16 protein-coding genes and 1 pseudogene are annotated in these 24,126 nt (G+C 69.3%); 9 read left to right on the top strand and 8 right to left on the bottom strand.

From position 1 onward, the window contains the following. Positions 1-1,197: pseudogene (locus LzC2_RS12120) on the bottom strand (hypothetical protein); the annotation flags it as partial. Between the two features lie 708 nt (positions 1,198-1,905). Between LzC2_RS12120 and clpX the strand changes: the two are divergent. From clpX to LzC2_RS12105, 3 genes are all read left to right on the top strand, one after another. After that, the gene (gene clpX / locus LzC2_RS12115) at positions 1,906-3,177 is read left to right on the top strand and encodes an ATP-dependent Clp protease ATP-binding subunit ClpX (RefSeq protein WP_171187274.1); all 1,272 of its coding nucleotides are present in this window, start codon (positions 1,906-1,908) and stop codon (positions 3,175-3,177) included. Positions 3,178-3,430: 253 nt separating this feature from the next. Beyond that, positions 3,431-4,543, top strand: a complete 1,113-nt coding sequence (locus tag LzC2_RS12110) for an FHA domain-containing protein (protein WP_171187272.1) — start codon at positions 3,431-3,433, stop codon at positions 4,541-4,543. Beyond that, a complete protein-coding gene (locus LzC2_RS12105) occupies positions 4,540-4,908 on the top strand; it encodes a hypothetical protein (protein ID WP_171187270.1) in 369 nt (122 codons plus the stop codon). The genes LzC2_RS12110 and LzC2_RS12105 overlap by 4 nt, the downstream gene beginning before the upstream one ends. Positions 4,909-4,935: 27 nt before the next feature. On the opposite strand, the gene LzC2_RS12100 is transcribed toward LzC2_RS12105, so the two are convergent. From LzC2_RS12100 to recJ, 3 genes are all read right to left on the bottom strand, one after another. Further along, complete coding sequence (locus LzC2_RS12100) at positions 4,936-6,039, bottom strand: undecaprenyl phosphate translocase family protein (RefSeq protein ID WP_171187268.1); 1,104 nt, start codon at positions 6,037-6,039, stop codon at positions 4,936-4,938. A 24-nt stretch (positions 6,040-6,063) separates the two neighbouring features. Then, complete coding sequence (locus tag LzC2_RS12095) at positions 6,064-7,926, bottom strand: mechanosensitive ion channel family protein (protein ID WP_171187266.1); 1,863 nt, start codon at positions 7,924-7,926, stop codon at positions 6,064-6,066. 70 nt (positions 7,927-7,996) lie between these two features. Continuing rightward, positions 7,997-9,757 (bottom strand): single-stranded-DNA-specific exonuclease RecJ, encoded by a 1,761-nt coding sequence (gene recJ / locus LzC2_RS12090; protein ID WP_171187264.1) that lies wholly within the window; start codon positions 9,755-9,757, stop codon positions 7,997-7,999. Positions 9,758-9,947: 190 nt separating this feature from the next. On the opposite strand from recJ, the gene LzC2_RS12085 reads away from it, so the two are divergent. The 3 genes from LzC2_RS12085 to LzC2_RS12075 all read left to right on the top strand — a co-directional run bounded on the left by LzC2_RS12085 (position 9,948) and on the right by LzC2_RS12075 (position 12,802). Next, the gene (locus LzC2_RS12085; protein WP_171187262.1) at positions 9,948-10,655 is read left to right on the top strand and encodes a hypothetical protein; all 708 of its coding nucleotides are present in this window, start codon (positions 9,948-9,950) and stop codon (positions 10,653-10,655) included. After that, positions 10,652-11,527: a hypothetical protein gene (locus LzC2_RS12080; RefSeq protein ID WP_171187260.1), complete on the top strand. Its 876-nt coding sequence runs from the start codon at positions 10,652-10,654 to the stop codon at positions 11,525-11,527. The genes LzC2_RS12085 and LzC2_RS12080 overlap by 4 nt, the downstream gene beginning before the upstream one ends. A 90-nt stretch (positions 11,528-11,617) precedes the next feature. After that, the gene (locus LzC2_RS12075) at positions 11,618-12,802 is read left to right on the top strand and encodes a hypothetical protein (protein ID WP_171187258.1); all 1,185 of its coding nucleotides are present in this window, start codon (positions 11,618-11,620) and stop codon (positions 12,800-12,802) included. A 120-nt stretch (positions 12,803-12,922) separates the two neighbouring features. Here the strand turns inward: LzC2_RS12075 and LzC2_RS12070 are convergent, their stop codons facing one another. After that, a complete protein-coding gene (locus tag LzC2_RS12070) occupies positions 12,923-14,161 on the bottom strand; it encodes a hypothetical protein (RefSeq protein ID WP_171187256.1) in 1,239 nt (412 codons plus the stop codon). 166 nt (positions 14,162-14,327) lie between these two features. On the opposite strand from LzC2_RS12070, the gene LzC2_RS12065 reads away from it, so the two are divergent. The 3 genes from LzC2_RS12065 (at position 14,328) to LzC2_RS12055 (ending at position 17,562) form a co-directional block, all read left to right on the top strand. Beyond that, on the top strand, positions 14,328-15,995 hold the full coding sequence (locus LzC2_RS12065; protein WP_171187254.1) for a sulfatase: 1,668 nt from the start codon (positions 14,328-14,330) through the stop codon (positions 15,993-15,995). 3 nt (positions 15,996-15,998) lie between these two features. Next, positions 15,999-16,799: a M90 family metallopeptidase gene (locus LzC2_RS12060; RefSeq protein ID WP_315854646.1), complete on the top strand. Its 801-nt coding sequence runs from the start codon at positions 15,999-16,001 to the stop codon at positions 16,797-16,799. A 97-nt stretch (positions 16,800-16,896) separates the two neighbouring features. Continuing rightward, the gene (locus tag LzC2_RS12055) at positions 16,897-17,562 is read left to right on the top strand and encodes a phosphoribosylanthranilate isomerase (protein ID WP_171187249.1); all 666 of its coding nucleotides are present in this window, start codon (positions 16,897-16,899) and stop codon (positions 17,560-17,562) included. A gap of 6 nt (positions 17,563-17,568) precedes the next feature. Here the strand turns inward: LzC2_RS12055 and LzC2_RS12050 are convergent, their stop codons facing one another. The 3 genes from LzC2_RS12050 to LzC2_RS12040 all read right to left on the bottom strand — a co-directional run. Continuing rightward, positions 17,569-19,215: a hypothetical protein gene (locus LzC2_RS12050; RefSeq protein WP_171187247.1), complete on the bottom strand. Its 1,647-nt coding sequence runs from the start codon at positions 19,213-19,215 to the stop codon at positions 17,569-17,571. Continuing rightward, the gene (locus LzC2_RS12045; protein WP_171187245.1) at positions 19,212-21,989 is read right to left on the bottom strand and encodes an ABC transporter substrate-binding protein; all 2,778 of its coding nucleotides are present in this window, start codon (positions 21,987-21,989) and stop codon (positions 19,212-19,214) included. Before LzC2_RS12045 ends, LzC2_RS12050 begins: the two co-directional genes overlap by 4 nt. Continuing rightward, the coding region (locus LzC2_RS12040) for an outer membrane protein assembly factor BamB family protein (protein WP_171187243.1) at positions 21,989-24,126 on the bottom strand (2,138 nt) is incomplete at its 5' end. The genes LzC2_RS12040 and LzC2_RS12045, both read right to left, overlap by 1 nt.

The following is a 24,126-nucleotide window of genomic DNA, read 5'->3' as shown; positions in this document are numbered from 1 at the left end:
GCCCTGGCCGGCGGAGAGAATCTCGACGGACGGCGGGGTGCCGTCGACGGTCACCCGGACGTCCGGCGCCTCGCCGTCGCGGGGCGGGTCCGCCGCCAGACCGGCGCCGCTGCGCACCCGCACGCAGAAGCCGTATTCGCCGTCCCCCGGAACGGAAATCTCCGCCGGGCTGACGCGATCCGCGTCCTGGGCGTAGCTGTACCAATGCCGGCCGCCGTCGGGCGTGATGTACACCTCAACCGCCCCCACGCCGCTGCTGCCGACGCGGTCGACGGCGTAACCGATCTTGAAGTTGCGGGTTCTCGAAATGGACGGCCCCCCGGGCGCCGGAGCGGCGTGCGACGGGGTGTCGTAACCCACGGAACTCCCCACCTGCTGCGAACGATGCGGCGACAGCGAAGGCGAGGGTGACGGCAGTCGCGGGGCGCTCAGCGAGGGCGCCGTTCGTTCGTACCCGGACGAAGCGATGTTCCCCATCGTCGCATGCGGGGCGGCGAGCGTCGGAACGGGATCGAACCCGCCGGCAGCCGGTTGCGAGTGGCTCACGGACAACACGCCGTTCGGCCCGAGGCGACGGGTGGTCGAACCGACGTTTCCCGCGGCGTCCGCGGCGGTGACCGTCACGGCGCCCACGGCTCGGTCGCTGGGAATGCGAAACGATCCGGTCAGGCCCGCGGCGACCGGCACCCGCTGGGCCGATCCGCCCTGGGGGGTGAAGGAGACCGTTAACGTCGCCGGATCGGCGGACGGGTCGGCGACGGTCCATTGCACCGCCGTCGTTCCGTCGCCGGCGGGAGCGGCGGACAGATCGATCGTCGGCGCAACCCGGTCCATCCGCACCCGCAATTGGGGAACGATCGCCACGTTCGCCGGAGCCGGCTGCCCGGTCGCGTCCACCGTCAGCACGCTGAACCAGTAGTCGCCGTCGGCGGGCGGAGCGTAGCGGAACCCGCCCTCGCCCGGAGCGGCTCGTCCGGCCTCGATCCATTCCCGACCGCCGTCCGTGCTGACCAGCAGCCAAGCCTCCGTGGCGCCGGCGGCGGCGAGGTCTTCGGCGCTGCCCGCGAACGGGATGCGGAACGTCTCCTTATTGCTGTGCACCACCTCCTCCGCCGACGCGGCGCCCGCGAGAGCGCCGAGGGAGGAGAGGGCCGCGGCAGCGGCGATCGGGAGGCGACGAAGGAGCGGACGCGGCATCACACCCGGGGGAGCCGGAGCGGGGCGGGAGCCTCGGGGCGGGCGGCCCCGTGCGGAGCCGGCGCGCACATCGGGGCGGTCGTGAGGGTGGTATCGGCCGAGGGATCGTCCGCGGGCGAACCTGTTTGCGATTTTTCCCGAATCCGGCCGTGTCGGTCTTACATCGGAATCGAGAGCGACCGGCGGCGTCTCGCGACCCCCTCGGCCCCCGCGACCGCAAAACGCCCTGTGAGCAAGGCGCTGCAAACCAAAAGCGACGACCGCTCACGGGTTCGGCACGGGCTGTGCATGAAAAACCCTTCGATGTCGAGCCGATTCGGACGGAACGACGGGATATGGTCCCGGTCGGTTCGTTCCCGTCGCGGGTCGTCCGGCTGGTGTGGCTCGCTCGGTGTGAGTCTACGGCGGTCAGGCGATTCCCGGCGGACGGCCGACACCGATGGAAGCCGTTCAGTTTCGCCCTCGGGCCCAACGGACGGCTCCGACTTTCCCCCCTTGGGATCGTCCGCCCCTTGCAACTCGGCCCGGTTCATTGCGACCGGTCGAGCGGCGCCCCCGGCAGTGAGGCCGGGCGTCGGGCGGTCGGCACGGCGTGCAGGAGGCTCGCGGCGCCCGTCCCTTCGCCCTTCGCAACACCCGGCTGCATAGACTATCCCCCCGCGGCGACAGTCAGCCCCCGGGTCCGCTCCAACGGAACCGCCCCGCCCGATGCCCGCCTCCAAAAACTTCTCCGGCCGACGCGATTCCGTGAAGAAAAAAGACGCCAACTGCTCCTTCTGTCGGAAGTCCTACCGGGACGTCGGCCCGCTCGTCGAAGGCCCCGACGATTGCTACATCTGCGGCAACTGCATCGACCTATGCGAGTCGATCTTGGATCAGGAACGCAAACGGCGCGGCGGCACCGCGCTGTTCAGCAGCGTTCCCACCCCGCGTGAGATCGTCGCCCACCTCGACGAATACGTCATCGGGCAGGACAGCACGAAACGGTGCCTCGCCGTGGCGCTGCACAACCACTACAAGCGCCTGATGCACCAGGAAGAGGAAGGGGACGAGGTCGAGATCGAAAAATCGAACGTCCTCCTCGTCGGCCCGACCGGCTGCGGCAAGACGTTGATGGCCAAAACGCTGGCCAAGATCCTCGACGTCCCCTTCGCCATCGGCGACGCCACGACCCTCACCGAGGCGGGCTACGTCGGCGAGGACGTGGAGAACCTGCTGCTCAAGCTGCTCCACGCCGCCGACTTCGACGTCGAAGCCGCCCAGCGGGGCATCATTTTCCTGGATGAGATCGACAAGATCGGGAAGACCTCCCAGAACGTCTCGATCACCCGGGACGTCTCCGGCGAAGGCGTGCAGCAGGCGTTGCTGAAGATGCTCGAAGGCACCGTCGCCAACGTTCCCCCGCAGGGCGGACGCAAGCACCCGGAGCAGCAGTACATTCAGCTCGACACCCGCAACATCCTGTTCATCTGCGGCGGGACGTTCGTCGGTCTGGAGGAGATCATCGCCCAGCGTTTGGGTCGCCGGGCGATCGGCTTCAACCGGTTCGGCAGCGAGGACAGCGTCGAACGCAGCAAGGATCTGCTCGCCCACGTCACCGTGGACGACGTGCTGGAATTCGGCCTGATCCCGGAACTCGTCGGCCGACTGCCGGTGCTCTCCGCCCTCAGCCCGCTGGGCGAAGCGGATCTGGTGAACATCCTCACCGAGCCAAAGAACGCCCTGGTGAAGCAGTACAAAAAGTTCTTCGAAATGGAAGGCGCCGACCTTCAGTTCACCGAAGGCGCTCTCCGCGAGATCGCCCGTGTGGCTCGCGAGAACGACACCGGCGCCCGCGGCCTGCGGAGCGTCGTCGAAGGCGGCATGTTCGACCTGATGTACGACCTGCCGGACACCGGCAAGGGGCAGACCTACGTCATCACCGAGGAAATGGTCCGCGGCGGCGTCGCGAACCCCCCGATCCACAAAGCCGCCGCCTGACTCACGCACCGTTCCGTCAACGCCTCGCCGCCGGTCCCCGCTGGGGACCGGCGGCGTTCTTCATTGGATCGTTGAGCCGATTGGATCGTCGACCCGCGGAAACGAGAGCGGCCCCCCCGCGGCCATGTGGGTGACGCCGGCTGTAGCGGCCGACCCGTGGACGGATTGCAACCGTCCATGAAAACTTCGTGATCCGTGGGGGCACGCTCTGTACGGTGGAGGGAGAACAACCTGACCCCCGCGAGATCCCCCCGTGGCCGCCGAGTTCCTGCTCCCCCGTGCCGAAGGTCGCCCGTTGACCGTGCGGCTGGAGCGGGACGCGGTGGTCGGTCGCGGCACGGACGCGGGACTGCGGATCTCCTCTCGTCGCGTGAGCCGGTCGCATTGCCGTCTGACGGTCGACGGCTCCGTCGTCCGCGTGCGTGATCTCGGCAGCCGCAACGGCACGTTCGTCAACGGCGAGGGCGTCGGCGACTCCGACATGGAGGTGCCCCTGGGCGGCACGCTGTCGATCGGCGGCGTGACGATGAAGTTGGTCCGCGCCGGCGACCGCCACTATCGTCCCGACGGCGTGCAGATGCTGAAGGAGGTCGAATCGCATCATCCCGAGGGCGAGCTGCAGGATTCGCCCAGCGGCGTGGTCGTCGGCCAGGAGGCGGAGGACGATCTCAGCGACGATTCGGTGCTCGTCACCGACAGCGAATTGGATCACGACGCGGGTCTCGATCGTTCGCCGCGGGATAAGCCGGATCTCCCCTCGCCGGTCACGGAAAGAACCGCGGAGACGGCCGCTCCCGGCGACCCCGTGGTCGTCGAAGACGACCCAGTCCCGGATTCTCCGATTGAAACTTCGCAGGCTGAGCAGGAAGAGTTCGTGCCGGACGACCCGGCCGTAGAAGACCTCATCCAGACCGAAGATATCGTTCAGCCCGTCAGCGACGATGAGGCCGCCGAGGTCGACGCTGATGAGGTCGTCGTCGAAGCGGTCGATTCAGAGGTCACCGCAGAGGAAAATGAGGACGAATCTGTAGACGAGTCGCCCGAAGAGTCCCTTGTCGATGACGAGGCGGAGAATGAAGGCGAGTCGGATTCAGAGCGGACGCCGGGCGCCGCCGAGGTCGCAGGGGGGAGTCCCGCGTCGTTCGGCGGAGAGGACGGGAACGACACCGTGTTCGACGAAGACGCGGCGTTCGCCTTCCTCAACGAGGACGGCAACGACGGCGGCGACGCGGATTCGACCGCGCTCAAAGCGTTGCCGGGAGCAGGCGATTCAGAGGATCAATCGTCGTTTGCCGGGTTCCAGGACAACGACGACGAGCAGGACGTGGACAGCACGCTGCTCGGTTTTCTGAACGACCCGAAGTGACGGCGAGCCCTCCCACGACCTCGGGCGCTGCGGAGGCTCCGCGAACCGCGCTGATCGTCTGCGGCGATCTGATGACCGGCGGACCGCTCGTGCAGGCGGTTCGATCCGCCGGAATGACGCCGACCCGGGCCCTGAGCGTCGCCAAAGCGGATGCGGGCGACGCCGCCGCGATCATCCTCGACCTCTCGCTGCCCGGCGCCGCGGCTTGGCTGGCGGATCTGCCCGAGCACGCCCCGCCGACGCTGTCGTTTGGTCCGCATGTTCTCGCGGACTTGTTGAAGACCGCCCGTGCGGCCGAACGCGGACCGGTGCTCACGCGGAGCCAGTTGGCGGACGGTCTCCCGGCATGGCTGGCGACGCTCTGAGGACGCCGCTCGGGGGGCGCCGGACGTTCAGGCCGTCGCGGCGGGGTCGGGCGCGTCGTTCGCCTCCGCCCGTTTGTGCCACACGGTGAGCGCGTACACCGCCGCGAACCCGATCGCCGCGGCCAGCGCCCCCTTCATCCAATCCGGGGGGCCGCTGTCGGCGTCGAACGGCCAGACCGGAACCACGCTGCCCCACAGCACGCCCAGCAATAGCGCCGCCATCGCCCGCTCGTAGCGTTGCAGCAACCATTTGAGCAGGTTGGAGACGATCACCAGCCCGGCGATCGCCCCCAGCGAGTACGGCAGCAGGATCGGTCCCCATGCGGAGATCGGCGCCGCTTCGCCCAAGCCAACTAACGAGCCAAGCCACGGCAGCGGCTGGCCGAGCGACCAGACGGTCGCTTCGTAGCGCCCCAGCGCCAGCTTGATCGTCCCGCCGGAGACGCCCGGCAGCACCATCGCCCCGTACGCCGCGGCCCCGGCGGCGGCATCCAGGGGGATGTTCTGCGTCGGCCGGTAGTCCTCCTCCAACTCCGCATGGGTCTGCGGCGCCGGCAACGCGGCCATCGACGCCGCTCCCACGGGGATCAACAACCACGCCCACCACGTCCGCGAGGTTTGCGGCGGGGCGTTCCGAAAGATCGCCCAGACCACCGGCGTTCCCGCGAGCGTCATTCCCAGAAACAAGCTGTAGGCGAGCGCGTGATGCGAGACGACCGCCTCCGCCACCGGTCCGCCGAGCAGGCCCATCGCGGCGAACTTCGCGGCGAACAAGAGCGCGACGAACGTCACCGCCCGCCGGGTGAATCGTCCCTGCGTGATCGCCGCCATCGCGTCCACGAAGTGGGCGTATAGACCGCAGACCAGCACCATCGTGCCGCCGGAGACGCCGGGGACGAGATTCGCGGTCCCCATTAGGGCGCCCGTCAGCAACGTGCGGGTCGCGGGAACCGGCGCCGGCCCTTCGAGCGGTGGGGCGGCGTCGAAATCGCGTTCGAGTTGTTCGTCCGTCACGACCGCCGGATCGCTCGCCGCACCGGGCGCCGGGTTGGACGGGTGATTCGGCGATTCGGCGGGGGGCGAGCCTTCGGACATCAGCCGACCCTGCCGCTTGCCGGCGACGGTCGCCACCGGGGTTCCCCGATCTCCGGCAGTCTAGAGGCCGCCGCCGTCGCCGCCGGCCTCGGTCGCGCCCGCGGCGCCGGGGATCGTTTCGCCCTCCTCGTACACGACCGTCGCCGGCAGGGCGAAGCGGATCTTCGCGTCGCGGAATCGTTCGACGACCGCCCGATTGACCACGTCGCAGTGGGCCAGGTAGCTGAACCAACCGCGTTCGGTATCCCGCTGAGCGAGTCGTTCTTCCGGATGCATCAGGTACCAGTAATCCGCACGGAGATTGAAGGAGTATTCGCCGACGGACTCGAAGTTCACCTTCGGCGGTCGCCCTTCCAGATCGCCCTGCCCGTCGCCGACGACCGGTTCGCTGGTCAGCACGTCGGTGAGGATGTCTTTGGCCTCGACGATCTTCTCCGGCGGGGTGTCGAGCGGCAGACGGACGTCGAACACCCGCCGCAGGTAGTTGCGCAGCGAGAGGTTCTCCACCGGCTTGTCGACGAAATTACTGTTCGGCACGGACCACATCTCGCCGGTCAGCAGGCGGATGCGCGTCGCCTGGAGGCTCACGTCGGCGACCTCGCCCCACTTTCCCTCGAAGCTAATCCAGTCGCCGACCAGAAACGGGCGCGTGCCGAAGATCATCGCTCCGCCGAACAGGTTCGCGACGGCGTCCTTGGCGGCGAGGCTCAGCGCCAGCGCCAGCAGGCCGACGCCGCCCAGCACCGCGGTCACGTTCCATTCAAACAGGTTCTGCACGATGAACAGTCCGAGCACGATCCCGGCGATCAGCCGCAGCGCCCGGCGGGCGACGGTGGCGGTCATGCGCGCGTACTGATCGTCGTCCGGGAAGGCGGCATGTCGCACGCCGAGGATCGCCAGCTCCAACAGCGAAATGAACAGCCAGGCGCCTGCGACGACCAACAACAGTTCCGCGATCGACCAGCGAGCGTTCTCCAGCGTGGCCGTGAGTTCCAGTTGCGCCGTGCCGGCGAGCATGCCCAGCACGACCATCACCAGCCCAAGCGGTACGGCCAAACTCCGCAGGATCGGACCGATCAGGTCGCCGCCGAGCCTGTCCAGCGCGTTCCCGCGATCTCTCGCCAGCCATCCCGCTGCGGCATTCAGTCCCCGGGCGACCAGCCACGCGGCGAAGCAGCCGGCCGCCAAACCCAGCGCCGCGAGCAGCCACGCCCACCAGGGCGATTGCGTGAAGACGGGCACGACGGCCCGCACGAACGCCTCGCCGGCGATCGCCTCCCGGGGACGCGGCGGGATCGCGGCGAGACTCTTCGAAAGATCCTCCGCGCCGTCGACCGTCTCGGCGGTGAATTGCCAGCCGTCCGAACCTCGTTCCAACACGATTGTGCCGTCGGGGGAGCCTTCCGACAGCGCGGCGTAGGCCCAGTCGCTGTCCAACCCCCGGGGGAACAATTCCCACCGGGTGATCCCCTCGCGTTCACAGCGGTCCGCGTCCGGCAGTGAGGAGGGCGACACGTTCGGCAGTCGGGTAAAGACGTCCCACAGACGTTCCGCCGCCGCCTCTCGTTCCCGTCGGTCGAGACCGTCCTCCGGCGAAGCGGGGAACGTCTTGAGCGCGCGGGACATCGCGTCCTGATCGCCCAGCGAAACGCGATCCATCGCCGTGACGAAGGTCATCACCGCCTCGCGGGGACCGGTCGTGGAGTCCCACTCCGGCGGTCCCTCGGCGACCTTCTCGTCGCGAAACAGACCGGTGAACGCTTCGCCGGCGCCGCGGAGCAGTTCCAGCGCTCCGACACGGGTCGAATCCGGTCGTCCGCCGGCCGGTTGCGGCTCGCTCGACCCGCTGAACTGTGCCGCGGCGGGGGCGGCGCACACCCCCCACGCGAGGAGCGGCAGGACGAAACGAACAGAGCGAGACATCGGGACGATCGAAGGAGTCGCGGCAGGGCAGACGATGCCCGCCGCGCCTCCGGCCCGCAAGGCGGGGACGTCAGCCGGTCGCTTCGAGAGAGCTGTCCACGGGGCGCCACTCACGCAACTGCAACTGGACCGATTCGCCGTTTCTCCAGCGGTTGATCTCCGCGGTGAACGACACGGCCAGCGGGCCGACCGCCAGCGTGTCCGCCTCCGCGGCCCGGCCCCAGGCGACCGCCTTCATCACCCGGCCGGTCTGGGCGAGGCGGGCGGAGAGGTGCGAATCGTCTCGCCCCATGATCCGCGGCTCGCCGTCGAGCGTGACGTTCGTCGCGACGAACACCGGCCGTCGGTTCGATTTGCCGAACGGGCCGAGCTTCTCGTCCAGTTCCTTCACCGCGTTCAGGGTGCAGTCGGCGAGCCGTACTTCCGCATCGACCCGGGCGTCGGCGGCTTCGGGGCGAAAGTGCTCGGCCACGTCCGCGGCGAACGCTTCGCGGAACGCTTTGAGGTTCTCCCGCCGTACCTTCACCCCCGCGGCCATCGTGTGCCCGCCGTAGGTTTCGAGGTGCTCGGAACACCGGCCGAGACTGGCGTGCAGATCGAATCCGGGCCGCGAGCGGGCCGAGCCCGCGCCGAGGTCCGGGTCGCCGCCGTGGCCGAACGCGATCACGATCGACGGGCAATCGAAGTGCTCCGCGACCCGCCCCGCGGCGATGCCGACGACCCCCGCATGCCAGTCGTCGGACGCCAGCGCCAACCCCGGCCGCTCCACCCAGCCTTCGTCGACCGCCTGCTTCTTGGCGGCCTTTACTACGTCGGCTTCGGTCTTCTTGCGGGTCTCGTTGAGGGTGTCGAGGTAATCCGCGAGTTGCGAGCAGCGTTTCGGGTCGGCGGAGAGCAACAGATCGACCGCGAGGCTCGCCTGTTCCAACCGGCCGGCGGCGTTGATGCGGGGGCCGACCTTGAAGCCGACGTCCTCCGCGGTGATCGGCCGACCGTCCTCGATGCCGCACACGCCCAGCAGCGCCTTCAAGCCCGGCGGAGCGTGGTGATAGAGGCTCCGCAGCCCGCAATGGACGAAGGTGCGATTCTCGCCGGTCAGCGGGACCATGTCCGCGACCGTGGCCAGCGCCGTCAGCCCGAGCGCCCGGATCAACCACGATTTGAAGCGTTCGTTGACCCGCGTGCCGTCGCCCAACCGCTTCGCCACGGCCCAGGCCAGTTTGAAGGCGACGCCGGCGCCGCACAGTTCGCCGTAGGGGTAGGCGACCTCCGCGTCCGGCCGGCGGGGATGCACGACGACCGCGGCGGGCGGCAGCGTCTCGCCGGGGGTGTGATGGTCGGTGACGATCAGCTCCAGCCCCAGTTCGTTCGCCCGCTGGGCCTCCGCGACGGAGGTGATGCCGCAATCGACCGTGACGACCAATCGATCCGGGTCTTCCGCGTGCAGTCTCTCGATCGCGGCGACGTTCAGGCCGTAGCCGTCGTTCCGGTTGGGGATGACGTAGTCGGCGTTCGCTCCGGCCAACCGCAGGCAGTCGACCAGCAGGGCGGTCGAAGTGATGCCGTCGACGTCGTAGTCGCCGAAGATCGTGATCCGGCGGTCCGCCTTCACCGCGGCGACGATGCGGTCGGCGGCCTCGGAGACGCCCGGCAGCAATTCCGGGGCGTGCAGATCGTTGGGCGAGGGGGTCAGAAACGCCTTCGCCAGCGCCGGTTCGTCCAAGCCGCGGGCGATCAGCACCTGGGCCGTCAGCGGGCCGATCGACAGGGCGTCCGACAGCCGCCGCACGCGGGTCGGGTCGAGCGGGGTGAACCGCCACGGCAGGGACATCGGGAGAACTCGCGAGGGGGACGTTGCGGGTGACGACAGTACGCCGCGACGGCACGGATTGACCATGCCTCCCCGACAGGATTGGACCGCAAACGATCCCACGCGGACGGCCTTCGGAGCGTACACTCTTAGAGATCGTCCCCCGCGCCGTGCTAAGATGCCGCGCGTCGCCCCTGCGCCCCACGCCGCCATGAGTACCGCCACGTTCGACACCGCCGTCGCTCCGCTGCCGCAAGCGGAACGGGTGGACTTCGACTACAAACCGATCCCGGTCTCGGCGCCGGTCTCCGCGGTGCTGGGGCTGTGCTCGCTGGTGGCATTTCTGCCCGCGGTCGGCATCGTCGGCTTTCTGATCGCGACGGCGGGGCTGGTCACGGCGTTCATCGCCTGGCGGACGATCCGCACGCAGGACGGCGCCGGACTGTGGATCGCCGGGTTGGGGATGGTCCTCTCGCTGACCGGGTTGGCCGGCGGGGCCACGTATCACTCGGTCGCCTACGCCGGCGAACTGCCGGAGGGGCACACCCGCATCGATTTTACGGCGGACATCTCCGAGAAGGCGGTCGCCCCGCAGGGCGGCGTCAGCCAGGCCGTCCAGAAACTCGACGGCGAGAAGATTTTTCTCAAGGGCTACATGTACCCCGATCCGTCGGGGCAGGTTGAGGATTTGGGGGCGTTCGTCTTCGTCAAGGACAGCGGGGAGTGCTGCTTCGGCGGCAAGCCCAAACTGACGGACATGATTCGGGTCGACATGACGGGGCAGAAAGCCGATTTCTACTCCGGCCTCGTCAGCGTCGCCGGCACCTTTGAAGTGGGCGACACCGGCAGCGAAGAGGAAGTCAAACCGCTGTTCCGCATCAAAGCCACCCAGGCCGGCCCCGCGAGGACCTCCTTTTGAATCGGTTCGCACTGCTGTTCGTCGGCTCTATCGGGGGCGCCGCGCTGCTCGCCGGCTGCGGTCCCGCAGAGGTGGGAACGGCCTACAGCGACGCGGAACCGACGCTGCCGCCGGAATCCGGCTCGACGGTCCCCGCGGCCCTCTCGGCGAGCGCCGCGGACTCGAAGCCTCCCTCCGACGCCCTACCCATCGGGGACGGCGAGCCGGCGAGGAGTCAGGAACCGACCTCCGAGATCGAACTCGCAGCCGCCGAAGCGGACGAAGACGGCTTCGACGGCGCGATTGCGTCCTCTGCCGAGGAGGACGACGGTTTTGCGGGCGGGTTCGCCCCCGCCCCGGCGACCGTCGCCGCGGATAACGACGGCTTCGCCGGCGGCTTTGCGGGGGACGATCAACCGGGCATGCCGGAGCCGACCGTGGACGATTCCGGCGAGCCGCGCGAACTGAAGCTGCTCATCCCGATCAACAGCTTCTCTCCGGCCGGCGACGGCACGCTGCGGGTCTCCTTCGACGATCTGGACCTGCTCAAGGTGCTGAACGCGGAGCCGGTGCCGGCGGACGTGGTCGATTACTTCCCGGATTGGCTCCGCGATCTGGACGGACAGAAGATCACGTTGCGTGGGTTCATGTACCCGACCTACGCCGACCCGGTGCGGGCCTTCATTCTCGCCCGGGACAACCAGATTTGTTGTTTCGGACGCAATCCGAAGTCCTACGATCTGGTGACGGTGAAACTCGCGAAGGGCGAGGAGAGCCGCTACATCCAAAATCGACCGTTCGACGTGGTCGGCACCTTCCATCTCGACCCGCAGCGGGACGGCGAGGACTGGCTTCGCCTGTACCGCATCGACGGGGCGCGGATCGTGGAGTAGGACTCCACGGGGTCCGTCACGATCGATCGCCCCATAAGCTGGCCTCGCACACGCCCGCTTTCGCGCACGCTTTTCCGCAGGATTCCTCGCATGCACGCCGCCCTGCTCCTCACCGCCGCGCTGGCCTGTCCGTTCTGCGAAGCCCCCGGGCTGACGCTGTCGGACCAGCTCGCCGAAAGCGACATCGTCATCCTCGGCGAGTGGCTCGAAGCGGACCGCGGCGGCGACGCCAGTCCGGCGTTCACCCGGTACCTCGTCAAGAAGTCGCTCAAGGGGCCCTACATGCCCGGCAAGAAGCTGAAGCTGCGGGGCTACCAGTCGGGCGAACTGGGCGAGACGCTGCTGCTGACCGCGGGCGGCGGGGAGTTCCCGGAGTGGGATCTGCCGGTGCCGATCAGCGCCGACGGCTTCGCCTACCTTAAGAACAATCCCGGTCCCGATTCGCCCCCGGAGGATCGGCTCCGGTACTACCTCAAGCACCTCCAGCACCCGGACGACCTGGTCGCCTCCGACGCCTACGGCGAGTTCGGCAACGTGCCGTTCGAGGAGGTCGAAGCGATCAAGGACGAACTGCCGCGGGAGAAGCTGGCCGTCTGGATCCTCGATCCCGAAACCGATCCTTCCCGCCTTGCCTTCTACGGCATGCTGCTGGGCCTGTGCGGCGAGCCGGGGGACGCGGACATCCTCCGCGCCAAGATCTTCGAGGGCACGGACGAGTTCCGCATCGGCATCGACGGCCTGATGAGCGGCCTGCTCCTGCTGACCGGCGAAGAGGGGCTGAAGGAATTGGAGGACGCCAAGCTGCGTCCGAAGTACATCCCCGGCCCGAACGGCGAGCCGCTGACGGACGAGAACGGCGAGCCGATCCCGGTGCCCTTCAGCGAGGTCTACGCCGCCATGCAGGCGGTTCGGTTCATGTGGACCTACGGCGGCGATCGCATCCCCGCGGAACGGTTGAAGGAGGCGCTGCGGCTGCAACTGGCGTACTCCGACCTCGCCGAGGTCGTCATCGCGGACCTCTCCCGCTGGAAGGACTGGGCCGCGATGGAGCGGATCGCCGGTCTCTACACCAAAGAGGGCTACGACGTGCCCGCCGTGAAGCGGGCGATCATCTCGTACCTGCTGGAAGCCGAACGGGACGTCCCCGAGGACGCCGCGGAAGGCCCCTCCGAACCCCCGCACGTTGTCGCGGCGAAGAAGCACCTCGCCGCGATCGAAGCGGAGGACCCGGAACTCGTCAAACGCGCCCGCGACACGCTGTACAGCGTGTTCTGAGCCGGTTCGTAGCGGCGGCATCCTGCCGCCGTCCGCGCACGCGGCGAGCGGCTATCGAAGAGAAGGCCACGCCGAAAGTCGGCGGCTGGAAGCCGCCGCTACGGAGTTCCGCGGCTCGCGCTAATTAATCAGCACGGCGAAGCCGAAGAAGTTGCCGTTGAACAGGCGTTGCAGGCGGTTCCAGGTGTCGCCGTCGGTGACCTCGCCGGGTTCGAGGTACGGCTCGGCGCCCGGTCCTTGGATCCATTCGACCAGATCGAACCGACGCGGCTCCTCGAAGACGCGCTTGAGGTTCACTCCCCGCGGCCCGTCCTCGTCGGGGAGGGTCCGCCAGAATGGCACGAGCTTCTCGCCGTTGAGCAGCGCCTCAGCCTCCTCCAGGAACTCCATCCACCCGGCGACGCGGTCCTCGGACATCGTCACGCCGGTGGAAGAGGTCTGAGTCGGGCCGGGGATCCACTCCCGCTCGTCGTCGGTCTCCGCGAGAATCAGTTCCCACATCGCGCGGCTGTGGCCGATCATGCCCAGCAGACGTTGCCGGGCGTTCTTCATCCGCTGCGGGTCGCGGACGGGGAAGTTCACGTGATGAACCGCGGAGATTACGTCGGAGATCCGGCCGCGGTCCCATTGACCGTCGGCTTCGGCCATCAGGTATCCCGGGACGCCCTCCGGCTTGGCGAAGACGAGGTGGGCGCAGTGGTTCCACCAGTTCTCCGCGTCGTGGGCCAGCATCGTTTCGAGGATCGCCGACAGCAGGTCGCAGTACCCGCGGAGCCACTCCACGTCCGCCCGGTCGAAGTGCGTGACGAACGACGGCGGTTCGGCGGCCCCGCCCCGCCGCGTTCCACGCTGCCCTTCCAATTGCATCCGGCCGCCCATCAGCAGGGCGAGCACGCCCTCTTTCTCGCTCGCCGTTCCGTCGCCGTTGAGGTCGAGCCGGAGCGCCGCGAGGTCCAACCGCACGTTCACCGGCCCGTCGACTTTCGCCAAAAATGAGTCCGCCTCGTCAAACGCGGCGATCAGGTCGACGCGGGCCTGCCGCCATTGCTCGTAGCTGACCGGCTGCGGGTCGGCGCTCGTCGGCACGGGCAGACGAGCGAACGGCAGCAAGCCGGCGAGCCGATCGTCGCTGCCGTGCTTCGACATGAACTGGGCGAACCGTTCGATCCCGCCCAAAAACTTCGTCGCTCCCATGAGAAACAGCGCATCGTCGTCGCCGGGCGAGGCCTTGAGGGTCGTCTCGAGCAGCGCAGACGCCTTTGAGACGTTCCCCTCGTTCAGCGCGAGCGCCGCGGCCGAAACGTCGGGCGGCTGCGGTTCGAGCGACGCGGCGAGGCAGAAGATCAGCGGAGCGAACATGGCAGTCTCGAAGCCGCGGGAGGGGGCGGGACAATCGTTTCTACCCGGATCCCGCCGTTCTCGTTTCAAACCGCTCCAATCGCTACAGAACGGCTCAGTTCCCGGCAGGCTTCCCCTTCCGATACGGACGCCGCCACAATGGCGGCCCCTCATCCGGAGTTCCCCCATGATCCGTCCTCTTTCCTACGTCGCGGCGCTGTTCGCCGCGTGGCTGATCGGCCCCGCCTCGTTGTCCGCGCAGGTCGGCCCGACCGTGGTCGATCCGTCGGCGCCGCCGATCCAGATTCAGCCGATCCCCGCGGACACGCCGGTCGCCCAGCCGGTCGAACCGCCGCGGAACGTGCTGATCGTGTTCGTGGACGATCTCGGCTGGGCGGATCTGGGGTGCTACGGGAACCCGTTCCACGAAACGCCGCACATCGACAAGCTGGCCACCGAGGGGCTGAAGTTCACCGCGGCCTACGCCAGTTGCCCCGTGTGCAGTCCGAGCCGGGCGGCGCTGATGACCGGCCGCGATCCGGCCCGCACCGGGCTGACGAACTTCATCCCGGGGCACTTTCGCCCGTTCGCTCCGCTGCTGGAACCGCCCATCCCCAACCGGCTGCCGATGGACGAGGTCACCTTCGCCAACGTATTGGGCGACGCCGCGACCACCGCCAGCTTCGGCAAGTGGCATCTGGGTTGGGACATCAAGACGGAGGGTCCCGGCGCCCGCGGGTTCGACGAATGGGTCTCCACGGGAGGCAATAAGTCCCCGACGTTCGTCACCCCGGAAGGCCGGGAGAAGTTGGAGGGGGAATGGACCGCCGAGGCCCTGACCGACCGCACGGAGAAGTTCGTCCGCGATCACGCCGATGACGAGAAACCGTGGGTCTGCCTGCTGTCGCACTATGCGGTGCACATCCCCGTGTTCGCCAAGCCGGAGCTGATCGCCAAATACGAGGCGAAGCCGAAGGTGGCGGGGCACCCTTGCGATCCGGCGTTCGCCGCGATGCTGGAGATGGTCGACGATTCCGTCGGCCGCTTGCGGACCGTGTTGCAGGAGACCGGGCAGGCCGAGGACACGGTCATCCTGTTCACCTCCGACAACGGCGGTCTGCATCAGGTGTACTACGGCGAGCCGAATCCGATCCACGGGCAAAGCGGCCCGCTCGTCAGCAGCAACGCCCCGCTGCGGGGCGAGAAAGGCTCGCTGTACGAGGGCGGCATCCGCGTGCCGTTGCTGGTCCATTGGCCCGGTGTGACCGAACCCGGGCGGGCTTGCGACGCGGCGGTCACCACCAGCGATCTGACGCCCACGATCCTGAATCTCGCCGGCGCCGAGCCGCCCTCCGGGGTGACGATGGACGGTCAGAGCCTCGTCCCCGTGCTGCGGGGCGAATGCGACGCCGCTCGCGACGCCGTGTTCTGGCACTACCCCCACTACCACCACAGCCGCCCCGCCGCTGCCGTCCACGCGGGGCACTTCAAGCTGATCGAGTTCTTCACTCGCGACGGCCAGGGCGAAGTCGAACTGTACGACCTCCGCAAGGATCTGGGCGAGAAGAACAATCTGGCCGCCGCGTTGCCGACGAAAGCGGCGGAGCTCCGAGCGTTGCTCAAGGCGTATCTTGCGGACAGCGGCGCCCTGCTGCCCCGCCCGAATCCGCAGTACGACCCGGCTCGCGCCGACGAGTGGTGGCGACGCCCCGGCCCCAACAACAACGGGACAACCAAGGCCGTGCTGGATTCCGTGACGGGCGCCGCCCCGGACGGTCCGGTGGATACCAGCGACGTCGATCCGTCGGTGCCGATGCCGGACGGGCGGGTTCGCCGCGACGCCGCGACGCGTTAGACGGTGTTCGGCTTCTTCCGCACTCGACGCCGGCGGGCCTTGCTGGCCGAACCGTTTCCCAACGACTGGGAACGGGCGATCCACGATCAGTTCGCCGCCTTCGACCGGCTCCCCCGCCCCGTCGCGGATCGGGTGCGGGCCGGCACGCGCATCCTCCTCGCGGAGAAGAACTGGGAGGGCTGCAACGGACTCGACCTGACCGACGAGATGCGGGCCGTCATCGCCGCGCAGGCCGCGCTGATGCTCGCCGGCGACCGCACGCCGCCGGACAAGGCCGATTGGTTCGGTCCGCTGACCAGCGTGTTGGTCTACCCGACGGCCTATCGCGTCACCACGAGCCGCCTGCTGGGCGACGCCACGATGGGCGGCGGGCCGGAGATCAGCGACGTCGAGGGCCGATTGGGCGAGGCCCACATGGGCGGCGCCGTGGTGCTCAGTTGGCCGGACGTGCTGGCCGGGGCGGCGAACCCGGACGACGGGCGGAACCTCGTGTTCCATGAGTTCGCCCATGTGCTGGACCTCGCCGACCGATACGCCGACGGCGTGCCCGGCCTGTCCGGTTCCGCGCGATTGCGGTGGGAAGCGGTCGCGGACGCGGCGTTTGAGAAGCACGCCGCCGAGGTCGAACGCGGCCTGCCCGGCCTGCTGGACGCCTACGGCGCCACGAACCCCGCCGAGTTCTTCGCCGTCGCCACCGAGTGTTTCTTCGAGAAGCCCCGCACCCTCCGCATGAAACTGCCCGATCTGTTCGGCATTCTGCGGGAGTTCTACAACCTCGACCCGGGCGAGTGGTCGTTGGCGTGAACTCGCGGAGGCGAGCGGGGGGCGTCAGCCCTCCGTGTGACGGAGCGCTTCCCCAAACACGGAGGGCTGACGCCCCCCGCTCGCCTATGATGACTTGATGTTCGTCAAAATCTGCGGCTTCACCGACCCGGCGAACCTCGCGAGCGTCTGCCAAGCGAACGTGCGGCCCGACGCGGTCGGTCTGAACTTCTGGCCCGGCTCGAAGCGGTACGTCACCCCGGAGACCGGCGCCGAATTCGCCAACCTCGCCGCGGACGCAGGCATTCGCCGATGGGGACTGTTCGTCGATCCGTCCAACGAAGACCTCGAACGGGCGGCAGCCGTCGACCTGAGCGCGGTGCAACTGCACGGCGACGAGCCGCCGGACGCATTCGCCCAGGTCGCAGAACGCCGCCCGGTGCACGAGTACGTCCGGGCCTGGCGCGTCGAGCGGTCCCTGGATCCGCTGCTCGACCATCTCGCGGCACAACCTGATGCCTGCCGAGCCGATTATCTGCTGCTGGACGCCTCCGTCCCCGGCGCCTACGGGGGGACCGGGGCGAAGCTGGATTGGCACGCGGTGCGGGACGAAATGGACCGCGTCGGAGATCGCCTGCCCCCGGTGGTCCTCGCCGGCGGATTGACGCCCGATAACGTCGTGGAGGCCGTTCGCATCGTGCGGCCGTGGGGCGTGGACGTCGCCGGCGGCGTGGAGCGCGCCCCCGGCATTAAAGACCCGGCGAAGGTCGCCGCGTTCTGCGAGAACGCCCGCGGCGCTCTCTGAATCGGTTCACCGTTGCCCGCGTCGGCCGGCGGCGCGGCGTTCGCGTTCCTCGACCTCCTCCGCGAGCGCTTTCAACTCGGAGACCTGCTCCTTCGCCGCGGCGAGCGGGTCGCTGGAGAGGTATGCCTCCGCCAGTTCCCGCATCTTCGCGGCGAGCTTCCCGGTGCGGGCCGCGGTCAGTCGGTCGCCGGACTCCAGCGCCTCCGCCCGCACGCCGGCCGCGAGCGCGTCGATCCGCCGCTGAAACGACACCGCCCGCGGTAGCTCGGCCAGCTCTTCGAGCCGCTTCTCCGCGGCCGTGTAGTCCTTGTCCTTGGCGGCCTTCTTGGCGCGGGCGGTCAACACCGCCCGGCTCGCGACGACCTCCAGCATCTCCCCGGCCAGCAGGGCGTATTCGCCTTCCAGCCCGAGCCGGAGCGCGTCGTCATCCAGCTCCAACGTGTCACTGGGGACTTCTCCGGCGACGTACGGCAGGGCGCCCAACTTCGCTTTGCCGCTGTAGACGTGCAGCCACATCAGCCCCGGCGTCGGTTCTTCATCCGGCATCACGGGCGGGGCGATCGGCACCTCGATGCGACCGCCCCGGTCGCTGACGTCGGAGAACGGTTCGGGGTACGGCTCCGGCTCGGGGCGTTCCTCGCCGTCCTTCGGTGGAGGGAGATCGGAGGGCAGCGAACGGCGGTCGGCCAGCAGCACGCGGTAGCCGACCAACGGACTGCCCTCCACGCCCCCGCCGCCGGTGCCGCGGGCGACGAGCCGCAGCGTCGTCCCACCCGGATCCTGATGAATCGGTCGAGCCAACGTTTGCGTGCGGCCCCGCGTCCGCCCGACAGCGCTGCGGAGGGCGCTGATCACCTCGCCGCTCTGCATGCGGAGCGGGTCCTCTTCATCCAGCACCGGCCCGACGCGAATGAACGTGTACGGCGTTTCGCGGAGATCGCGGAACGACCCGTCGCGGTTGTAGAGCCGCAGGAAAACGCTCAACAGCGGCCCCGGGGCGAGCGGATCGACCGCGGGGTCGCGAACCGGCAGCGCCGCGGCCCGCGCGGCGAGCCGCACCTCCGTCGACCCGACCGGCGCGTCGATCACGGGCGAGACGCGGTACTCCGGGTGGAACAGATCGCGGATCAACCGCCCCGCAGTCTGAGCCGCCGCCGGGACGCCGGTCGCCGCGGCGGTCCGCACCGGACCCAGCGCCCGGCGGGTGCCGTCCCACTCTCGAACGGCCACCGTCAGGCGATCCGGGTCCGTGAGGTCTGACGACGCGGCGACCGTCGCGACGAACCAGCGATCCGGCGGCCGGACGGGGTTCGGCTCCTCCTCCGTCGGCGGGACCGCGGGCGCCGGAAAGTCGTCCGGCTGCAGGCGGTTCAGCCCGACGGCGTCGGCCCGATTCAGCGCGGCGGGGGGCGGAGCGAAGGAGATCGTCCAATGCTCCCCGAACGTCCGCCATAACAGGTCGGCCAAGTCCTCGCGCACGGACGCAAGCTGCAACGGCGAGAGCGTGCGGGCGTCCGCGGCGAGGCTCACCCGAACCTGATAGGGACGGCGTTCCCAATCCGGCAGCCCTTCGTCCTGAGCCCACGAGGAATCCGGCGCCCACAGGCCCCCCAGCAGGACGAATGTGGCCGCGACGAATGATTTGAGACTCATCGGCCCACCTCCGGCAGTTCGAAGTCGTCGGTCGGCAGTTCGGCATCGACCTGCCAGCGCTCCACGCCTTGATAGGGATGCACCAGCGGCCCCTCCACGTTCCGCACGGTGGTGCGAGCGAAGACGTACTCGTCGATCTCGAAGAGCGGAATCACCCGCACTTCGCTCCGCATGTGGCGGTGCAGATCGTGGAGAAGTTCCACGGCGTCGTTGCGGTTGCCGACCCGCTCCAAAGCGATCAGGTCGCGTCGCAGCCAGTCCGAGAGCATCAGCAGGCTGTCGAGCGTCACGTCGTCGCTATTGGTCAACAGCGGGGCGATCTCCCGGGCCGGCTCCCGCATCCGCAACGTGCGATAGGCGAGATCCCAGTCCTCCGGGGACTCCGCCGCGAGCTTCGCCGCGTCTCCGCCGCTCACCACGCGGACCTTCAACCCGATGCGTTGCCAGGTCGCGGCCAGTTCGTCCAACACCCCGGCGACGACGGTGTCGTCCGCGGCGAGGATCGTCAATTCCGGCACCCCGGGCGCCCCCTCCTCCCCCAACGACCTCGCCGCCGCGAGGGAGAGGGCGAACGCCAGCGTGAGGTTTTGCGAGCGCGGTCTGAGCAACGGGTTCGTCGCCTCGCTGGCGCTGGGGAACGGCGCGGAGATCACCCGCCCCAAGCCGGCCGACTGCGCCTCCGCGGTCCGGAAGACGGCGTCGTTCATGATCGACTTGCGATCCGGGGCGAGCAGCAACGCCTTCCTCAACTCCGCATTCTTCATCACGGCGGAACGCGGGTTGATCTGAAGCACATGAGCGGCCGGCACGCTGGACTTGAAGCTCAGCACGCTCTCGTCCTTCAACAGCGTCGGCACGTCCCATGGCCGGGGATGGACGAGCAGATCGAACTCCCCGCGCCGGAACGCCTGCATGAGCGCCGGGCCGTCGGAATAGGCCTTTTCGCGAACCTCCGCGACGTGGAATTGCGGCGAGTCCGCCGGCTCCGGGACGGCTCGCCGATAGACGGCGACGCCCGGCTGATCCGCGGAGTCCGGGACGCGGGGAAAGAACGGCGTCTTCAACGTCGCTCCGGGCGGCGGCGCCGCGTCCCCTGCTTCCGCGTCACCCTCGGCAGAGTCTCTCTTAGTGACTTGGCGGGGGAGCACCTTGACCGGTTCCGCCAGAATCCCCTCGGTGCGAAGCGGAACGCGGGCGAAGATCACCTCGAACTCACGCGGGGACAGCTGTCGCACGCCGGAGATTTCTTCCGCGAGGCGTTCCTCGAACATCGGCGAGGCCGGATCGAGTCGATCCTGCAATCCGGCGAGTACGTCCGCGGCGTCCAGCGGCGGCTGCGGCAGCCAGTCCGGGAACCGCGGACGCAATCGGAACGACGCCCGCCGGCCGAGGTCGGTCGGCTCCCAGCCCTCCAGCAGGTTGCTACGATAGTGCGGGGCTTCGTCGACGCGGTCGATCTCGAACAGCCGGCTCGACATGAGGAACGAGCCGCGGTCCGCCGCATCGGTCGGCGGGAACGGCGGCGGCCGATCTTCGGAAACCTCCGCGGGGGGCAGATCCAGCACCCCCGCCGTCAGCACCTGGTAGCGCCGCGTGTACCGCGTGAACGCCCGGGCGACGCCCTCCGCGGTGGGATCGATCCGGGCGGCTTCGCGAATTCGCTCGGCCGCGAGCGACGGATCGTCCGCGGCGACGGCCTCCGCGTCTTCCAACAGGGCGATCGCGCGGCTGGAGAACTGCCCGTCCCACTTCAACGTGATCGGGTGCTGCGGACCGCGATTGCGTAGCCGGGCGAGGAAGAACCGGGCCTCCCGCATGTCGTCCGCCTGCTCCGCGGCGCCGATCAGCCCGTCCGCCGCTTCAGCGAGCCGATCGAGTCCCCCGGGGAAGTCCGGGGAGCGATCGAGCAACACCTCCATCCGGCCCATCGCGTTTTCCAAGAGGCCCAAATCGAGCAACTCGCCGGCGTCGATGAACGCGGCGCGATCGAGTCGTTCCTGCAACCCCGGCCAGCCCTCCGGGAGGATCTCGCTGCTGTTCATCCGGGCGAGGGCGAACAGCAACTCATAGGCGCTGCGCATGTCGCCCGATTCGAGTAGCTCATCGGCTCGTCGCAGCATCAGGTCTTCGTGATGGATGATCTGATCCACCTTGAACACGGCGACGCTGAACTCGGGGTCTTCCAACTCCTCATCGAGCAGCACGAGATCGAGCCGGTCGAGTTGGGCGACGAGTCCGATGTACGACTCCCGGCTGCCGACGACCGCCTCCGACCGCAGCCGCGCGCCGGTTCGACCCTTCAGCTTCTCCGCCGCCTGTCGACCGCCGATCTCCTCGACGGCGCGACGGATCTCGTCGTCGGAGAGGGCGTCAAATTCCTCCGCGAAGCGGGCGACCGCCTGCGGCCGCAGCGGGGCCGGGGGCGCCGGGTCGTCCCCGCGAACGTATCGAGCCAGTTCGGCCTTGCGGCCTTCGGCGTCGCGGCTGGCCATGCGTTCGACAAAGTCCTGGCGGCGCTGCAACTGCGCGAGCGTATCCGGCCGGGGTTGAACGGCGCCGGCCTCGACCACGCCCCCGGTCTTCAACACGATCCAGTCCGTCGGCCGTCGGGCGAGCAACTCCGCGGCGGTCGGGAGTTCCAGCTCTTCCAACGTCGGCAGCCCCTCCTGCGCCGCAGCCGGCGCGGCGCCGCAGGCCATGAGGCAAAACAGCGTTCCCAAAGACCACAGGCTCCCGCCTCGGCCGAGCGGCAGCGCAAAGTTCGAGCGAGTCATCATTCCGCCCCCTCCGCCACGGCGTCGCCGGGCGGTTTGAAATCGAGATGCACCACCGCCCCGTCCGCGGCCGCGGCGGCTGGCTGATCGTTCACCATGAAGACCGCCCCGGCGAGGGGTTGCCCGGTCTCGGCGCGACCGGCGATCTCCCCGGTCGCGGGATCGAGGCCGACGACGACGCCCCCGGCCGTCACCACCGCGGCGAGGCCGTCCCCGACGGAGCCGGGCGGACCGACAGCGGGTTCGGGCAGCGGGGTGGTGGTCGCATCGGTCAAGTCCGCGGCGGCGAAACCGGCGACCGTTCCGTCTTCCAAGGCCACCAGCACCCGATCGCCGATCACCGTCGGCTCGAAGGCGGCGCGAGCGGGCAGCGTGACGACCGCCGTTTCGTTCAGCGTGGCGCCGCCGAGCCGGTGCAGTTTGCCGTCGGAGCCGGCCACGATCAGTGCGTCGCCGGCGACCGCGGGCGGCACGTCGGCGAACCAACCGGGGGTGATGGAGGCTTCTTCGGCGAGGCTTGGGGGCGAAGAGTTTTCGTAGGTGACGAGGCGAATCACGCCCGCCGAGTCGATCACCGCCGCTTTGTTCTCCGTCAGTCCGACCGCCGACGTCCACGCCGGCACGTCGCCTCCGGAGACCGGCGCCGTGAACGCGGAGACGCTGCGCCCCCCGCGCCCCACCGCCAACTCCAACCGCGGCGCCGTCGCGATCAACAGTCCCGGACCCAACGGCAGCGGGGCGAGTTCCGGAGCGGACGGGAGTTCGATCGGGCGTCCGGCACGCCCGTCGGCGTCGATTTCCCAAGCCCGCGGTTCCTCTCCGCCGACGCCCGCGACCACTCCGCCGTCCGGCAACGTGCGGGCCAGGATCGGATCGAGGCCGTTTGCTTCCAGCCCGGGCAGTTCGCGGCCGTTGGTGAGGAACGTCGCCGCCCCCCCGGAGTTCGTCGGGAAACCGTCGCCCAGCGGGGTCAACACGCCGGTCGCGGAGAGCACGGACGGCCGTTCGCCGCGGGTCACGGCCAGAAGCTTCGGCGCGAGGACGGTGCGGCTCATCCCCTCCATCGAGCGGGCCTCGGCGGCGGCGAGGATCGTCGCGGTGCCGGCCTCGGTCAGTCGAGTCGTGAACAACCGATCGCCGCTGATCCGCGGGACCGGGACGGCGACGTGCCGACCGGCCGCCAGCGCGGCCGGCGAGAGTTTCAGTCCCTCCCCCGTCAGTTCCAGCTTGCGCAACGCCGACCCCGCCGCCCACAACGCCCCGTCCGGGCCGGCGACCAGATAGGTGGGAACCGGCTGCGGATTCGGCAATTGGGCCGTCGCCAGCCGCGAGAACACGTTCTTCCCGGGATCGTCCGCGACGGCGAACGCCGTCATCCGCTCCGGGGAGGTCGAGACGAACAGGTTCTCCCCGCGCAGTTCGGGAGGCACGTCGATGCGGCCGTTCACGCGAGCGCGGCCGACTTCCGTCGCCTCGCCGTCTTCCTCGTCCACGGCGAACGCCCGCAGCAGGGCGGAGTCCGCCCGATCGTTGTCGCACATCAACACGTTGCGGCCGATCGGCTGAAGGGGCACCGGGATCGCCCCGGAGCCGTGGCCGGTATAGCTGACGGCCTCCAGCGTCGGCGGGTTGCCGACCAGGGTGTAGACCGTGTTCTGTCCCGCGGCGAGCAGCAGGCGCCTGCCGGCGGCGTCCCCCGCTCCGCCGGCCGCGACCGGCGGGGACAGGACGGACTGCGGGAACTTCAATCCGCCGTCGATCTGCCCGGTGGTGCGGTTGACCGCCAACAGCGAGCCGTCTTCGCAGCCAATTAGAATCTGGGCATTTTCGCTCCGAGGCGGTCCGGTCGCCGGGGCGGGCAGCGGCAGCCGCCAGTTGACGGCGCCGGTCGAGCGATCGACCGACAGCAGCGCGGGCCGAATCGCATCGCAGATCAGCACGGCCAGCCCCCCGGCGTCCGCCCGCACGGGCGGGAAGTGGGCGATCCCGCCCGGGCCGACCGAGGCCCGCCACAGCGGCGCCGCGGTGACGGCATCGACGGAGAACAAACTCGGGCCGGCTTGGGTGAGGATCGAACGGCCGTCGCTCCCCTCGCCCGTCCCCGCCCGTGAAACGAACGCCGGAGCCAGCGTCGCCG

Source organism: Alienimonas chondri, assembly GCF_013036045.1.
GTDB lineage: Bacteria > Planctomycetota > Planctomycetia > Planctomycetales > Planctomycetaceae > Alienimonas > Alienimonas chondri.
This window is presented reverse-complemented; position numbering and strand designations above follow the sequence as displayed.

Excerpts from the sequence above, each read along its gene's own strand:
- clpX (WP_171187274.1), top strand. The coding sequence starts at position 1,906 with ATGCCCGCCTCCAAAAACTTCTCCGGCCGACGCGATTCCGTGAAGAAA.
- LzC2_RS12095 (WP_171187266.1), bottom strand. The coding sequence starts at position 7,926 with ATGTCTCGCTCTGTTCGTTTCGTCCTGCCGCTCCTCGCGTGGGGGGTG.
- recJ (WP_171187264.1), bottom strand. The coding sequence starts at position 9,757 with ATGTCCCTGCCGTGGCGGTTCACCCCGCTCGACCCGACCCGCGTGCGG.
- LzC2_RS12085 (WP_171187262.1), top strand. The coding sequence starts at position 9,948 with ATGAGTACCGCCACGTTCGACACCGCCGTCGCTCCGCTGCCGCAAGCG.
- LzC2_RS12075 (WP_171187258.1), top strand. The coding sequence starts at position 11,618 with ATGCACGCCGCCCTGCTCCTCACCGCCGCGCTGGCCTGTCCGTTCTGC.
- LzC2_RS12070 (WP_171187256.1), bottom strand. The coding sequence starts at position 14,161 with ATGTTCGCTCCGCTGATCTTCTGCCTCGCCGCGTCGCTCGAACCGCAG.
- LzC2_RS12065 (WP_171187254.1), top strand. The coding sequence starts at position 14,328 with ATGATCCGTCCTCTTTCCTACGTCGCGGCGCTGTTCGCCGCGTGGCTG.
- LzC2_RS12055 (WP_171187249.1), top strand. The coding sequence starts at position 16,897 with ATGTTCGTCAAAATCTGCGGCTTCACCGACCCGGCGAACCTCGCGAGC.
- LzC2_RS12050 (WP_171187247.1), bottom strand. The coding sequence starts at position 19,215 with ATGAGTCTCAAATCATTCGTCGCGGCCACATTCGTCCTGCTGGGGGGC.
- LzC2_RS12045 (WP_171187245.1), bottom strand. The coding sequence starts at position 21,989 with ATGACTCGCTCGAACTTTGCGCTGCCGCTCGGCCGAGGCGGGAGCCTG.